Origin of the sequence: Paenibacillus sp. BIHB 4019 (genome assembly GCF_002741035.1) — a bacterium.
Lineage (GTDB): Bacteria > Bacillota > Bacilli > Paenibacillales > Paenibacillaceae > Pristimantibacillus.
Genome location: NZ_CP016808.1, coordinates 6,225,399 through 6,239,242, shown reverse-complemented (window position 1 = coordinate 6,239,242; position 13,844 = coordinate 6,225,399). Strand labels below are relative to the sequence as shown.

General features: G+C 46.4%; 17 protein-coding genes. All 17 read left to right on the top strand.

What is annotated here, in order from left to right; translation table 11 throughout:
- Positions 1 to 98 precede the first annotated feature (98 nt).
- The 17 genes from flgB (at position 99) to fliY (ending at position 13,832) form a co-directional block, all read left to right on the top strand.
- The gene (flgB, locus tag BBD42_RS27010) at positions 99 to 506 is read left to right on the top strand and encodes a flagellar basal body rod protein FlgB (RefSeq protein WP_056038261.1); all 408 of its coding nucleotides are present in this window, start codon (positions 99 to 101) and stop codon (positions 504 to 506) included.
- A 3-nt stretch (positions 507 to 509) separates the two neighbouring features.
- Positions 510 to 959, top strand: a complete 450-nt coding sequence (gene flgC, locus BBD42_RS27005; RefSeq protein WP_046230709.1) for a flagellar basal body rod protein FlgC — start codon at positions 510 to 512, stop codon at positions 957 to 959.
- A 53-nt stretch (positions 960 to 1,012) separates the two neighbouring features.
- Complete coding sequence (gene fliE / locus BBD42_RS27000; RefSeq protein WP_081418951.1) at positions 1,013 to 1,300, top strand: flagellar hook-basal body complex protein FliE; 288 nt, start codon at positions 1,013 to 1,015, stop codon at positions 1,298 to 1,300.
- 45 nt (positions 1,301 to 1,345) lie between these two features.
- Positions 1,346 to 2,935 carry a flagellar basal-body MS-ring/collar protein FliF gene (gene fliF, locus BBD42_RS26995; RefSeq protein WP_099520680.1) on the top strand — a complete coding sequence of 530 codons (1,590 nt, stop codon included), beginning with the start codon at positions 1,346 to 1,348 and terminating at the stop codon, positions 2,933 to 2,935.
- A gap of 11 nt (positions 2,936 to 2,946) precedes the next feature.
- A complete protein-coding gene (fliG, locus tag BBD42_RS26990; protein WP_099520679.1) occupies positions 2,947 to 3,960 on the top strand; it encodes a flagellar motor switch protein FliG in 1,014 nt (337 codons plus the stop codon).
- Positions 3,944 to 4,792, top strand: a complete 849-nt coding sequence (locus BBD42_RS26985) for a FliH/SctL family protein (protein ID WP_348272610.1) — start codon at positions 3,944 to 3,946, stop codon at positions 4,790 to 4,792. Before fliG ends, BBD42_RS26985 begins: the two co-directional genes overlap by 17 nt.
- Complete coding sequence (gene fliI, locus BBD42_RS26980) at positions 4,782 to 6,107, top strand: flagellar protein export ATPase FliI (RefSeq protein WP_056038246.1); 1,326 nt, start codon at positions 4,782 to 4,784, stop codon at positions 6,105 to 6,107. Before BBD42_RS26985 ends, fliI begins: the two co-directional genes overlap by 11 nt.
- 8 nt (positions 6,108 to 6,115) lie before the next feature.
- On the top strand, positions 6,116 to 6,562 hold the full coding sequence (gene fliJ, locus BBD42_RS26975) for a flagellar export protein FliJ (RefSeq protein WP_056038243.1): 447 nt from the start codon (positions 6,116 to 6,118) through the stop codon (positions 6,560 to 6,562).
- 39 nt (positions 6,563 to 6,601) lie between these two features.
- The gene (locus tag BBD42_RS26970; protein ID WP_099520677.1) at positions 6,602 to 7,513 is read left to right on the top strand and encodes a MotE family protein; all 912 of its coding nucleotides are present in this window, start codon (positions 6,602 to 6,604) and stop codon (positions 7,511 to 7,513) included.
- Positions 7,514 to 7,530: 17 nt separating this feature from the next.
- Complete coding sequence (locus tag BBD42_RS26965; RefSeq protein ID WP_099520676.1) at positions 7,531 to 8,931, top strand: flagellar hook-length control protein FliK; 1,401 nt, start codon at positions 7,531 to 7,533, stop codon at positions 8,929 to 8,931.
- Between the two features lie 49 nt (positions 8,932 to 8,980).
- Entirely contained in the window at positions 8,981 to 9,541 is a 561-nt protein-coding gene (locus BBD42_RS26960; protein WP_172455647.1) for a flagellar hook capping FlgD N-terminal domain-containing protein, read from the top strand.
- Positions 9,538 to 9,915, top strand: a complete 378-nt coding sequence (locus BBD42_RS26955; protein WP_099520674.1) for a TIGR02530 family flagellar biosynthesis protein — start codon at positions 9,538 to 9,540, stop codon at positions 9,913 to 9,915. The genes BBD42_RS26960 and BBD42_RS26955 overlap by 4 nt, the downstream gene beginning before the upstream one ends.
- Positions 9,916 to 10,009: 94 nt before the next feature.
- Positions 10,010 to 10,828, top strand: a complete 819-nt coding sequence (flgG, locus tag BBD42_RS26950; protein WP_099520673.1) for a flagellar basal body rod protein FlgG — start codon at positions 10,010 to 10,012, stop codon at positions 10,826 to 10,828.
- A 62-nt stretch (positions 10,829 to 10,890) separates the two neighbouring features.
- Complete coding sequence (locus BBD42_RS26945; RefSeq protein WP_056038226.1) at positions 10,891 to 11,112, top strand: flagellar FlbD family protein; 222 nt, start codon at positions 10,891 to 10,893, stop codon at positions 11,110 to 11,112.
- A gap of 2 nt (positions 11,113 to 11,114) precedes the next feature.
- Entirely contained in the window at positions 11,115 to 11,582 is a 468-nt protein-coding gene (locus BBD42_RS26940; RefSeq protein WP_099520672.1) for a flagellar basal body-associated FliL family protein, read from the top strand.
- A 38-nt stretch (positions 11,583 to 11,620) separates the two neighbouring features.
- Complete coding sequence (gene fliM, locus BBD42_RS26935; RefSeq protein WP_099520671.1) at positions 11,621 to 12,622, top strand: flagellar motor switch protein FliM; 1,002 nt, start codon at positions 11,621 to 11,623, stop codon at positions 12,620 to 12,622.
- Positions 12,612 to 13,832 (top strand): flagellar motor switch phosphatase FliY, encoded by a 1,221-nt coding sequence (gene fliY / locus BBD42_RS26930; RefSeq protein WP_099520670.1) that lies wholly within the window; start codon positions 12,612 to 12,614, stop codon positions 13,830 to 13,832. Before fliM ends, fliY begins: the two co-directional genes overlap by 11 nt.
- Positions 13,833 to 13,844 lie beyond the last annotated feature (12 nt).

The following is a 13,844-nucleotide window of genomic DNA, read 5'->3' as shown; positions in this document are numbered from 1 at the left end:
TTTTTAATAATTTAATGTCGAACAAAGCAGGAATGCTACGAAGTGTGTTGAATACCTTATATTAGGATCTTTTAATTATCGAAAGTGGTGATAATAAAGTGAACTTATTAAGCGGATCTTCATTCCAAAGGCTAGAGGGGGCAGTTCATGCAGCAGAAATGCGGCAAAATGTCATTTCGAATAATATAGCCAATGTGGATACCCCGCATTTTAAACGGTCAGAGGTTGAATTTGAACAGCTTTTGGAACAACAAATGGGTAATAGCTCACCTAAGCTGAAAGGAAAGCTTACGAATGCAAGGCATATTCCTATAGGTGGGCCGGTCAATCCTACGCCTCAAGTCATAAGCGATAAAGAAACCGCCATGAACAATAATGAGAATAATGTGGATATTGATCGAGAAATGTCGCTGCTTGCGAAAAATCAGCTGAGTTATAACGCTTATCTGCAGCAAGTCAATCATGAAATCAAAATGATGCGAACAGCAATAGAAGGGAGAGGTTAAAGAGTGAAAATTTCCAGCGGATTTGATGCGAGCGCCTCTGCTCTAACCGCACAGCGCCTGCGAATGGATGTTATTTCTTCAAATATTGCGAATGCGGAAACGACGCGTGCCGGTTATGAGAATGGACAATTCGTGCCTTATAAACGGAAAATGGTCGTTTTGGAGCCGTTGAAACCAAGCTTTTCCAATGCGCTGAATGCCAAAATGGGAAAAAGTACAACAACTGGCGGGGTAAAGGTTGCCAAAATCATTGATGACACAGCCCCAACAAAGCTTGTATATAATCCTACCCATCCTGATGCCGATTCAAACGGCTATGTAAATATGCCGAATGTAGACGTCGCGAAAGAGATGGTTGACATGATTTCAGCTTCGCGTTCTTATGAAGCGAATGTCACTGCCATTAATTCTTCTAAAGCGATGTTTGTAAAAGCATTGGAAATTGGGAAGTAGCAACAACCATTAAACAATAGCCGAGGAGGAATATAGTGATTCAAGCCATTTCGATGAACCAGTTGCAGCCTTTAAAGACGATGACAGCTGCACCTGTAGAGCAAGCTACTCCGGCAGAACTTACAAAAACATTTAGCCAGTTTTTAAATAACGCAATTGAGGGTGTTAGCGCCCAGGAACAAAATGTACATAAGCTTAACGATAAGTTTTTAATTGGTGAAGTTGATGTTTCTCAGGTCATGATTGCTGGCGAAAGAGCGCAGCTTAGTCTTCAACTAACCTCACAAATCCGCAACAAGGTTGTAGAGGCATATCAAGAAATCATGCGGATGCAGGTATAATGAACGATAAAAAAACCTGGCATAGAATTTGGGTGAGGTGACAAGGTGAACGAGAAAATCGCCCAATTTAGACTGAGAATTTCGCAATTCTGGAGTCAAATGGGAAAAAAACAGAAAATAGGCTTGGGGGCTTCTGTAGGCGTACTGTTGTTATCTATAATTCTTCTTACTGTAATCTTTACAAGAACGGATTATGAATTGGCTTTTCAAAATTTGGATACAACAGACTCAGCAGCCATTATGAACTACCTGGATAGCAATGGTATCCCTTATGAACTAGGGAGCGGCGGAACTAGCATTTCTGTACCAAGCGCTGTAGCAGAACGCACTAAGGTAACGATCGGCTCACTTGGTCTTGTACAGAACGGATCCATCGGCTTTGAGGCTTTTACACAAAGCTCTTCGACCTTCGGCACAACAGAAAATGAATTTAATGTCAAATATTTAAGCGCCTTGAACGGCGAGATCCAACAATTGCTGAATCGCATGCAAGGCGTGAAAAGTTCTAAAGTGCTTGTGAATTTGCCAGAAGAAAGCGTGTTTCTAACCCCTGAAGAAAAGGAAAAAGCATCGGCTTCCATCTCCATGGAATTTATGGCTGGCTATCGTCCAACTCAAAAGGAAATTGACGGTTATTACAATCTAGTAAAAACAGCAGTTCCAGGAACGACAGTGGACAGCATCACCATCACTGGTCCGCAGGGCGAACTGATATCCTCCGAAGCGGGAGGCACGATTGCAGGTACAACAGAAGCAGTTGACAGCCAATTCCAAATTCAACGCAAATATGAAGCGGAGTTGAAAAAGAACATTCAACAGTTTCTCGGACCGATTGTCGGTTCCGAAAATCTGGTCATCAGCATCGGTAGCAGCTTGAACTTCGATAACAAGAAGACGGAAGAACAGCAGGTTGTGCCGCTGCCTGACAATAATAATAACGGAATTATTGTTAGCCAGTCCGATCAGACGAGTTCTTCTACAGGTGGCAGCTCCAGTGCAGGCGGTGTAGCAGGAACGGGAGGAACGGATGTTCCAGGCTATACTGCAACGGATGCTGCTGGAAACTCCACCTCGGAAGAAAGCTCTTCTACTATTAATTACGATTTTGGAAGAATTAATCGTACCACGATTTCAGGACCTTTCGTAATTAAAGATCTATCCATTAGCATCGGTGTTGAAGCAAGTCGACTTACTCCAGAATCTCGTACAGAGATTACGACCTTCTTGACAGGTTTGGTACGTGCACAGCTTGCCGATTCAGGTCAAGATGTTAATAATGACGATTTAATTAACAAAAAGGTTTCACTTATTGGGCAAACATTTGCTGAAAGCACCGCTACAAACACGATTGGCGGCTTATCAATGGGATGGGCAATCGGAATTGGAGCAGCAGCACTTGCGATTATTGCCGGTTTGATCATTTTGCTCGTTCGCAGACGCAGACAGCAAGCGGCAGAAGCAGCAGCAGCTGAAGCGCAAGAAGCGGTTGTAGCATCAACGGCTGTAGAATATCCTACCCTTGATTTTGATAGCTTAAGCAATGACAGCCAAGCACGTAAAAATCTTGAGACACTCGCCAAACGCAAGCCGGATGAATTTGTTAATTTACTTCGGACTTGGCTTGTCGATGAATAGAGGTCGTTTGCATGAGTAAATCGATGAATGGGCTAACCGGAAGGCAGAAAGCGGCAATACTGCTAATTACACTGGGCCCCGAAGTGTCAGCTCAAATTTTTAAACATTTAAGAGAAGATGAAATTGAACAGCTAACTCTTGAAATTGCCAATGTGCGCAAAGTGGACAGCTCAGAGCGAGAAACGATTTTAGGAGAGTTCAATCAAATCTGTGTAGCTCAGGAATATATTTCGCAAGGCGGCATTACATACGCCAGAGATATTTTGGAGAAGGCGTTAGGCGAGAGCAAAGCGGCGGAAGTCATAAATCGATTGACTGCTACTTTGCAAGTGCGGCCATTCGACTTTGCCCGCAAAGCAGAGCCGATGCAAATACTCAACTTTATTCAAAACGAGAACTCTCAGACGATTGCGCTCGTGTTGTCCTATCTTCAATCGGAGCAATCTTCGCACATTTTGTCCTCTCTTCCACAAGAGAAGCAGGCCGAAGTTGCTAGAAGAATTGCGCTCATGGACAGCACTTCGCCGGAAGTTATTTCTCAAGTGGAGCGTGTGCTGGAGCAGAAGCTTTCAGCTACCGTCACTCAAGATTACACAAATGCTGGCGGCATCGACTCTATCGTTCAAATTTTGAACGGTGTTGACCGCGGTACGGAACGTACTATTCTCGATTCTCTGGAAATTCAAGATCCTGAACTTGCAGAAGAAATCAAGAAGCGGATGTTCGTCTTCGAAGATATCGTCAACATCGACAATCGTTCGATTCAGCGGATTATCCGCGATATCGAAAATTCCGATTTGCAGCTTGCACTTAAAGTCGCTAGCGAAGAAGTACGGGATGCCATTTTCCAAAACATGTCGAAGCGCATGGCGGAAACATTCAAGGAAGAAATGGAGTTTATGGGTCCAGTCCGATTGCGTGATGTAGAGGAGGCGCAGACCCGTATTGTCGCAACGATTCGCAGATTAGAGGAATCAGGTGAAATCATTATCGCCCGTGGCGGAGGAGATGATATCATTGTCTAATTTGATTAAATCCACAAGCGTTGTTTCTATCGATCAACTAAGAGAGCTTTACTGGAAGAATAAGCATGCAGCACTCGCAGCAGATGCGAATGGCGAAGCTGAAGCTCCAGAGGAAGAACAGCCTGATGAAGAAACGATTACGCTGCGGGATCAAATTATTGCTGATGCCAGGCAGTTTGCAGAAGAACGATTGCGGGAAACCGGAGCCCAATGCGAGCAAATGCTGACCGAGGCGGAAGCGAATGTAGAAGCCTGGTGGCTGGAAAAAAGGCTCGAGGATGAAGCGACGACAGAAGCCGCTCGTAGCGAAGGCTATGAACGAGGTTTTGCGGAAGGCATCGAGCAAGCGAATATGCTGGCCAAGCAGGAATGGGAGCAAAAGCTGTTTGAAGCGAATGCGATTTTATCTTCCGCTTACACGATGCGTGAGCAGATTATTCAGGAAGCGGAGCCGTTTCTGGTCGAGCTGAGCTGCGCGGTAGCAGAAAAGGTAATCGGCCAACAGCTGGAGCAAGCTCCTGAAATGGTCATTGAGCTAATTAAAAAGTCGCTTGCAAGAAGACGCGAGCAGGGTGTTATTACGCTGTGTGTCGCACCTGGTCAGTTGGCTTTCGTCCAGGCTGCGCAAGAAGAACTGAATTTGGCAGTCGACTCGCAAGCCGAGCTGCAAATTTTGCCGGATGCGACGGTTAAAGATTTTGGCTGCGTTATTCGTTCCGCATACGGAAGCATTGATGCCCGTATCGATACACAGCTGTCAGAATTAAAACGCGAGTTGGTCCAGTTCGCTCATCAATCTAGGGACGAGCGAGGACAGGCTGATGAGCAATAGTTCATTGCAGGCGGGCAAATATGTCGAGCATTTGCAGGCGATTGATCCCATACGTGTGAATGGAAAGGTCACCCAGGTCATCGGGCTTACCGTAGAATCGGAAGGGCCTGATGCAAGTATCGGTGATGTGTGCTACATCTATCCGAATAAAGCGGCAAAGCCGATAAAGGCTGAGGTTGTAGGCTTTCGGAACAATAAAGTAATTTTAATGCCGCTGGGCGATTTGCATTCCATCAGCTCAGGCTGTGATGTTGTAGGAACAGGCAAGCCGCTTAGTGTGCAGGTAGGCTCCGAGCTGCTTGGAAAAGTGCTCGATGGCCTCGGCCAGCCGCTTGACGGGTCTTTTTTACCAAGCCGAATGCAGCATTATTCTACTCATAATGAACCAAGCAATCCGCTCATGCGTCCTCGGGTTCTGGAGCCGCTGGGCATAGGCGTTAGAGCTATCGACGGTTTGCTGACGGTTGGCAGAGGCCAGCGTGTAGGCATATTCGCCGGATCTGGGGTAGGAAAAAGTACCCTGCTCGGCATGATTGCCCGAAACACCTCGGCCGACGTCAACGTCATTGCATTAATCGGCGAGCGCGGCCGTGAAGTGCTAGAGTTTATTGAAAAGGACTTGGGACCCGAAGGTTTAGCTCGTTCGGTCGTCATTGTTGCTACTTCGGACCAGCCAGCACTCATTCGGATGAAGGGGGCACTAATCGCCACCTCCATTGCTGAATATTTTCGTGATCGTGGTCTAAACGTCATGCTTATGATGGACTCCGTTACGCGTTACGCTATGGCACTTCGCGAAGTAGGTCTTGCGATCGGCGAGCCGCCTGCAACGAGAGGATATACGCCTTCCGTATTTGCGAATTTGCCTAAACTGCTAGAACGAGCGGGAACTGGTCCAAAAGGCTCAATCACTGCTTTCTACACCGTTTTAGTAGACGGGGATGATATGAACGAACCGATTGCGGATGCAGTCCGGGGGATTTTGGATGGCCATATCGTTCTGAGCCGGCATCTTGCGCATAAAGGACATTTTCCCGCCATTGATGTCCTGCAATCCGTGAGCAGGGTTATGAAAGAAATTATAACGGAAGAGCAGCAGGATGCGGCTAATCAGTTGAAGCGCCTATTATCTATTTATAAAGATTCGGAAGACCTTATAAATATTGGGGCGTACCAACGCGGTTCTAATGAAGAAATTGATTTGGCGATGCAATTTATTGATTCGATTCATCAGTTCACGAGACAAAAAACAAATGAAAAAGTCACCTTGGAAGAAGCTCAGGAGCGGCTAATAATTGATTTTTACAGGAGATGAAGCGTTGAATGGGAGCATTTCGTTATTCCTACCAAAAAATCGTTGATCTGAAGACAAGTGAAAAAACGCAGGCAGAATGGATCCTGTCCTCTTCCATTGGAGAGCTGCAGGCTGCCGAGCTGACCGTCGAGCAATTGCGTGAAAGCCGTGCAGAATGGGAACAGAAGCAGCATCAGTCTTCGCAATCCGGCGTTTCTTTGGCTGAGCTTCAGACCATTCAACAATATGTGGATTATTTGGACTCATGTATTGAAGCAAAACGGCTTGAAGTGAAACGGGCGCAAAAGGTCGTCGAGCAAAATCGGATCAAGCTTTCGGATAAAATGCAGGACGAGAAAGTATGGTTGAAGGCAAAGGATAACGAGAAGGAACGTTTCCGGTATGCGATGCAGCTTAAGGAGCAAAACGAGTTGGATGAAATGGCAACTGTCCGTTTCATGGTAAGCGTGCCGTAAATATCCGGCTGCAGCGCAAGGCTAGAGGGAGTGAAATCAGTGGCAGATACAGATGTGGAGAAACAAGGATATAGTGGATTTGAGCGGGCCATGTTTTTTATGACCCCGGTGTTGTTTACGATTGTTGTGCTTGGCATATTGCTGATCCTTCTGAATAGCGATATGCGAAATCAGGCGCTCACGGTCGGAAATTCGATTCCATTGCTCAAAGATGTGCTGCCGAATCCGCAGTCAACTGGCGGTGAAAGCACAGATGAAACGCTCAAGGCAGAAAATATGACTCGTAAAATTGCCGAGCTGCAAGCTCAACTGACGGAGAAAGAGGGCCAACTGACGGAAACGTCCACTCTTAAAACGGATCAGGAAAAAGAAATTGCAAGCTTGAAAAGCCAAATTGAGCAGTTGAAGCAGTCAAATGCAACACAGGCGCTTGAAGATGAGGCATACACAGCCAAAATTAAAGAGCTCGCCAGCATGTATGCACGAATTGCGCCAAATAAGGCTGCCCCTATTTTAGAAAGCATGTCGCTTGATGAAATGGTGCTCGTGCTCGATGCGATGGCTCCAAATGATCGTGTGAAAATTTTGGAGAAAATGACGCCGAAAACAGCGGCTGATGCGACGCTGAAGCTGAAGGACACCGTTTCGGCGAAAGACTTGCAAATTGCGGCACTGCAATCGCAGCTTAAAAATGCCACTTCGACTACAGCGACAACGACTACTACATCTTCGACACTGGATTCGACGCAGCTAGGAGCAACGTTTGCAGCTATGGATGCGAAAAGTGCGGCCAAACTGCTGATGACAATGTCTGACGTAAGTGCCAGCAAGGTGCTGCGTATTTTGAATGCGGTAGATGATACAACAAGATCCAATATTGTAGGCGAGATGTCGACACTGAATGATAAAGTAACAGCTCAAATCGTTTCGAAGCTGATGGCGGGTAAATAGAGGGGAGGTGAAAATAAATGGAGGTTTTATCATCACCAGCAGCTTCGCAGCTGGCGGCTCCTTCCACTGGCGGGAATGCCCAAGCGAAGGGAACGGGAGATGCGGCTTTTGCTCAAACGCTGAATGGTCAATTGAATAATGGCCAAGCGGGGGCAGGTACAGCAGCAACTGCAAACACAACGGATGCAGCAGCACTTGGAACGATTCGGATGACTACTCTCAATTCAGCTGGCTTGCTTGGAGAAACGAACAATCAGGATTTGCTTGCGGCTATTGATGGACTGCTAGAGCAAATGGATGAATTGGATACTGCGGACACGGATGAGGCTGCACAAGCCCAATTGGCAGATTTGCAAGCAATGCTGGAGCAAATGCAGGCTTTACTAGCCCTGCTAGGTTCCCCGCTTCTCACTTTGAAGCAGCCAGATGAGCAGTTAACCTCAGAGGAAGTTGTCCAAGCAGCAGATGCAGGCAATGGACATGAGGCAGTGAAAGCGCAAATTGCGCTTGTGAAGCATGATTTGGAAAATGCGCTGATTCAGCTGGCTAATGTGCTTGAGCAGGGAACTGCGAAACGCGTTCAGCAGCAGGAGCCATCACAGCTGATTGGACAGCAGCTGGAAGCTTTGCAGAAATTGCTGCAAAAGCAGAAGGAAGCAGGCACAGCCGAGCGCAATAACAGCAATGTTCAAGCGGTATTTGAACCAGCTGCAGCAGACGAGGCTGCTCCACAGCAAACAGCTGCATGGCTTCAGCGTTTGAATCAGCAATCCCAGCATACAATTGCCCTGAAAAGCGCAGTAGCGGAAGCTTTGTCAGCCGATACATTGGTTGAAGAAACGGCCGATACAGCCGATGATGAGTCCGTTCTGGCAGGCAATTTAAATGCAAACTTTGCTCATTCGCTCAAGCAGGCAACGAGTAGCGTGGCAGCGAGAGCAGTCGCCCAGCCTTACGTATTGGCAGACGAATTTGCAGAATCCATGACTGGGCTTATCGTGCAGAAGTTTGATATTTCTTCATTAAATGGCAAGCACGAAGCTAAAATCATGCTGTTCCCTGAACAGCTGGGCCAAGTCGATGTTCGGATCACCATGCAAAACGGCCAGTTGACGGCACTGTTCCATACGGATACGGTTATGGCGAAAGATATGCTGGATAACCAAATGTCGCAGTTGCGACTGGCATTGCAATCCCAAGGTCTAACGATTGACAAGCTTGAAGTGACGCAAGGACAAGCTGCATCAGAGCTGTCTAATGGCGGGCAGGGGCAAGGCTCCAATCAACAATTTACGAATCGAAACAACAACGGCAAGGGCGGAAGCAGAGCCGATGAAGCTGCTTTTGAAGCGGATGTAATCGAGCAAATTGCCATTCAGGATATGGGCTACGGACGGGCGGTTAACGCTACAGTCTAAAGCGATGTTACGGACATGAACAACCATTTGCGGGATGGAGGTGATGGAATTGGCAGTCGTTACGAATAAAGTGATCTGGCCGAATTATGATCAGACCAACGTTAAAATAGCAGGGAAAACCGAGGATGATAAAACATCGCTAAGTAAGGACGCATTTCTCGAATTGCTCGTCACACAGCTTAAAAATCAGGATCCATTAAGCCCGCAGAGCAACACAGAGTTTATAGCCCAAATGGCGCAGTTCACCTCAGTCGAGCAGCTGATGAATATGAATACGCAGCTGACACAGTTGAACTCAAGCATCAGCAGCGCATCTATGATGATCGGTAAAAGTGTAACATGGCAGGAGCTTGATAAAAAAGGAAGCACCGTCATGTATACCGATGTTGTGAAGTCGATTGTCTCAACGGATGGTGTATTGTATGCCAAGTTTGAAGATAACACGATGATTAAAGTAAGCGACATCCTTACAGTCTCGGATGAAGCTCCAGCAGTAGCGGAGGAACCAGAAGCAGATGGTGAAGCTTCGAATGAGACGAATGTTGCCGAAGATGCTGGAACTGCTGAAGGCGACACCGCTGCTGAAAGCGGGGAGGAACAAACCTCATGAGCGACAGCGTAAAGATTGGGCATTATTTTCCGCTTAAATCTTCGCCCTTAAACAATGCGAAGACGGTAGGGGCAAAATCCCAGCAGCCTAGCGAATTTCAGGATTTGCTGGATTCGAAAGTATTGAAATTCAGCCATCATGCTGAAGTTCGGATGAAGCAGCGAGGCATTCAGCTTCAAGCAGATTCATTAACGAAAATTGTGAATGCTGTGGACGAAGCGGCATCGAAAGGCGCCATTGACTCTTTAATCGTTTTTAAAGATATTGCGATGATCGTAAATGTGCCTAGCCGTACAGTAGTTACTGCAATGGATGGCAAGCAAATGCAAAGCAATGTATTCACGCAAATAGACAGCGCCGTTATTTTAAGCTAGAGCCGGACCAACATGGAGGCTCTTCAGGCTGCTGACCGACAGAGGCAGCCAACTAACCACAAGGATAAACCTAAATTAGGAGGGCTTAAATACTATGCTAAGATCAATGTACTCGGGTGTGTCAGGTATGCGCGGCTTCCAAACGAAGCTGGATGTCATCGGTAACAATATTGCGAACGTTAATACGGTGGGCTTCAAAGGCGGCCGCGTCATGTTCAGCGATATTTTGAGCCAAACAACAGCGGGCATTACCGCTTCGGCTGAAGGCGAACAAGGTGGTGTGAATGCGAAGCAAATCGGGCTTGGTGTCAGCATTGCTTCTATTGATACTATTCACACGCCAGGCAGCGCGATGACGACAAACCAACCGACAGATCTTCGCATTGATGGCGATGGATTTTTTGCGGTAACCGCAGCAGATGGCGGAGAAACATTTTTGACTAGAGCCGGAAACTTTACGCTTGATGCGAACAGACAGCTTGTCAATGCAAACGGGATGTTTGTAATGGCTGCGGATGATGGCGGTATTATTCCTCCGCTTGATCCTGCCATCACTTCATTCACCATTGGTCAAGACGGTATGATTCTAGGTGTAACAGCTGACGGCATCGTTGAAGCAGGACAAATTGGAGTTGTTAAAGTAGTGAATCCAAGCGGTTTGCTGAAAATGGGTGGAAACTTGTATCGCATGACAGCTAATGCCAATCCAGACGGAGAGCTTGCAACGTCACCAGCGAATGATGAAGAGGTTGGAACGGGCGCAATCGTGGCCGGACAGCTTGAAATGTCAAACGTTGACCTGACAGGCGAGTTTACAGAAATGATCGTGGCTCAGCGCGGTTTCCAAGCGAATTCGCGTATTATCACGACATCTGATGAAATTTTGCAAGAGGTTGTCAACCTGAAACGATAATCGTTAGGCATAACGCAGGTGGGGGGCCATAGCGCCTCCCCCGCGATGTGAGGGGGCAGTTTATGATTACAGTGACTCGTATTAATGGTACTAAGCTCATGATCAATGCTCTGTTGATTGAAGTGGTGGAGGAAGTGCCCGATACCATTATTACCTTGACCACTGGTAAAAAATTCATAGTGGTAGAAAGCTCGGAGGAGCTTTTGCTGCTGATCCAGAACTATCTTCGTACGATCGGCGTATATGCGGCGGCCCAGAAGAGTGAACAGACGGAGGGTCCATAGAGATGAAAAAAATGATGCCATGGTTAGTAACTATACTGTTGTCGATTGTATTGATTGGTGTTGTCGCTTATTTCATTGGAGGCAAACTTTTAGGAGATACAGCTACAGATGCTTCAACCAACAAAGAGGTTGAAGTCAAGCATCTTACCGCTGATGAGCGTGTAGAAGTAACGTCTGAGCTTAAAGAATTTAAGCGCAACTTGAAAGATTCGAACAAAGTCGTTGTCGTTAGCTTCGCTTTCCAACTGGACAGCAAGAAGACGAAGGAAGATTTTGATAAAATCATCGAAATTGAAGTTAAGCCTATTATTAACCGGGCGCTTGCAGATATGACGGCTGAAGAGCTGAATGGCTCTAAAGGCGAGGATCTGCTGGAATCGAAGCTGCTTAATGAAATTAATCCAATTTTGGATAAAAAGCAGAAGCTGGTCAAGGTAGAAATAACAGCTTTTATCATGACCAACATTTAATGCTGGTTGGCGACATTCCTTGAAGGGGGTGAGAAAATTTGGTTGATGTTTTATCGCAAAATGAGATAGATGCGCTGCTGGCGGCCCTTAATTCTGGCGAGATGGATGCCGAGGATTTAAAAAAGGAAGAAGTAACGAAAAAAGTCAGAGTTTATGATTTCAAACGCGCTGTTCGATTTTCGAAGGATCATATTCGCAGTTTGACTCGCATACACGAGAACTTCGCGCGATATTTGACAACCTATTTCTCAGCGCAGCTTCGTACTTTCGTTCAAATCAGTGTCGTTCAAGTCGAGCAGCTTCCTTATGACGAGTTTATTCGTTCAATTCCGAAGATGACGATATTGAATATTTTTGAAGCAGAGCCGCTTGAGGGACGCATGGTGCTTGAGGTGCATCCGAATATCGCTTACGCGATGCTGGATCGCATGCTTGGCGGGCAAGGCGTTGCGCCTTCCAAAATCAATAACCTGACTGAAATCGAAACGATTATTATGGAAAAGATTTTTAGCCGGACGTTTGAGAGTTTGCAAGAGGCGTGGAAAACAATTATTGATATATCGCCACGACTGGAAGCGCTCGAGACGAATCCACAATTTATGCAAATTGTATCACCGAATGAAACGATCGCGCTGATTTCCTTAAGCACGAAAATCGGTGAAACGACAGGGATGATCAATCTTTGTATTCCCCATGTTGTCATTGAGCCGGTTATGCCGCGATTGTCGGCGCATCATTGGTTCGTTTCGCAGAAAAAGGAGCGTATTCCAGAGGAAGTTGAAATGCTGGAGCAGCGCGTAAGCAAAGCGAAGCTGCCGATTGTTGCCGAGCTTGGTGAATCTTCCATTACGATTCAGGAGTTTCTGGGTCTTAATGTAGGAGATGTCATTTCTCTCAGCAAGCCAGTAGGGGAAGGCCTGCATATTAAGGTAGGCGATAAATTGAAGTTCATCGGCAGTCCAGGCTCCGTGAAAGATCGGTTGGCTATTCAGCTTGATGAAGTTGTGAACGAAGGAGCGGGAGAAGAATATGACGAGTAAAGATTATTTGTCGCAGGAGGAAATTGATGCGTTACTAAATCAATCTTCTGGCGGTACGGATGCTGAACAGCCATCTGCCGATGATGTTCAGTTATCAGATTTCCTCTCAGCTATGGAACAGGATGCGCTTGGTGAAATTGGGAACATTACGTTTGGAAGCGCAGCAACTGCCTTGTCCACATTGCTAGGTGTGAAGGTGGATATTACGACACCGGAAGTTACCTTTATTCGCAGAGACCAGCTGGCAGATGAATTTCCAAAGCCTCATGTTGCTGTAAGTGTTCAATATGTTGATGGCTTCCAAGGAATAAATTCGCTTGTCATTAAGACGAGAGATGCACAAATTATTGCCGATTTGATGCTCGGCGGTTCAGGTAATCCTACAGACGAAGAGCTCAATGAAATTCATATTAGCGCCGTTCAAGAAGCGATGAATCAAATGATGGGGTCATCTGCAACGTCGATGTCGACCATTTTCAATCGTTTCGTTAATATTTCGCCGCCAGGCATCGACATTCTCGATGTAGACAACGGCGGAGGAATGGGACATTTGCCTCCGGTAGATGTGTTCATCAAAATTTCATTCCGGCTTAAAATTGGAGATTTGATAGATTCGACAATTATGCAGCTACTGCCTGTTTCTTTTGCAAAACAAATGGTTGCTATTCTTATGGGCGAAGAGACGGTTGAAGAGACTGCTGCTGCAGTAGAAGCGCCACCAGTAGTAGAAGCGCCGCCAGTTGCTCCGCAAGCGCCACAAAGTGCTCCTGCGCAGCCTACGGCTCCATCGTTGCAGAAGCAAGAACAACAACCGCCAGCGGGATATTATGAAGCGCCGATGATGCAGCCGCCTGGCCCGAATACATATGGCCATGCAGCCAATCGCAATGTGAATGTTCAGCCTGTGCAGTTTGCTAATTTCAATAATGCGCCATATATTCAAGGCGAAGAGACAAACCTCAATTTACTGCTCGACATACCACTTAAGGTTACCGTAGAATTAGGAAGGACCCAGAAGCAGATTAAAGATATTTTGGAATTGTCGCAAGGGTCTATTATCGAGCTGGACAAGCTTGCTGGAGAACCTGTAGACATTCTGGTTAACAACAAGCTGATCGCAAAAGGCGAGGTTGTCGTTATCGATGAGAACTTCGGCGTACGTGTAACCGATATCGTCAGCCAATGGGACCGAATTCAAAAATTACAATAGCATCCTAGGAGG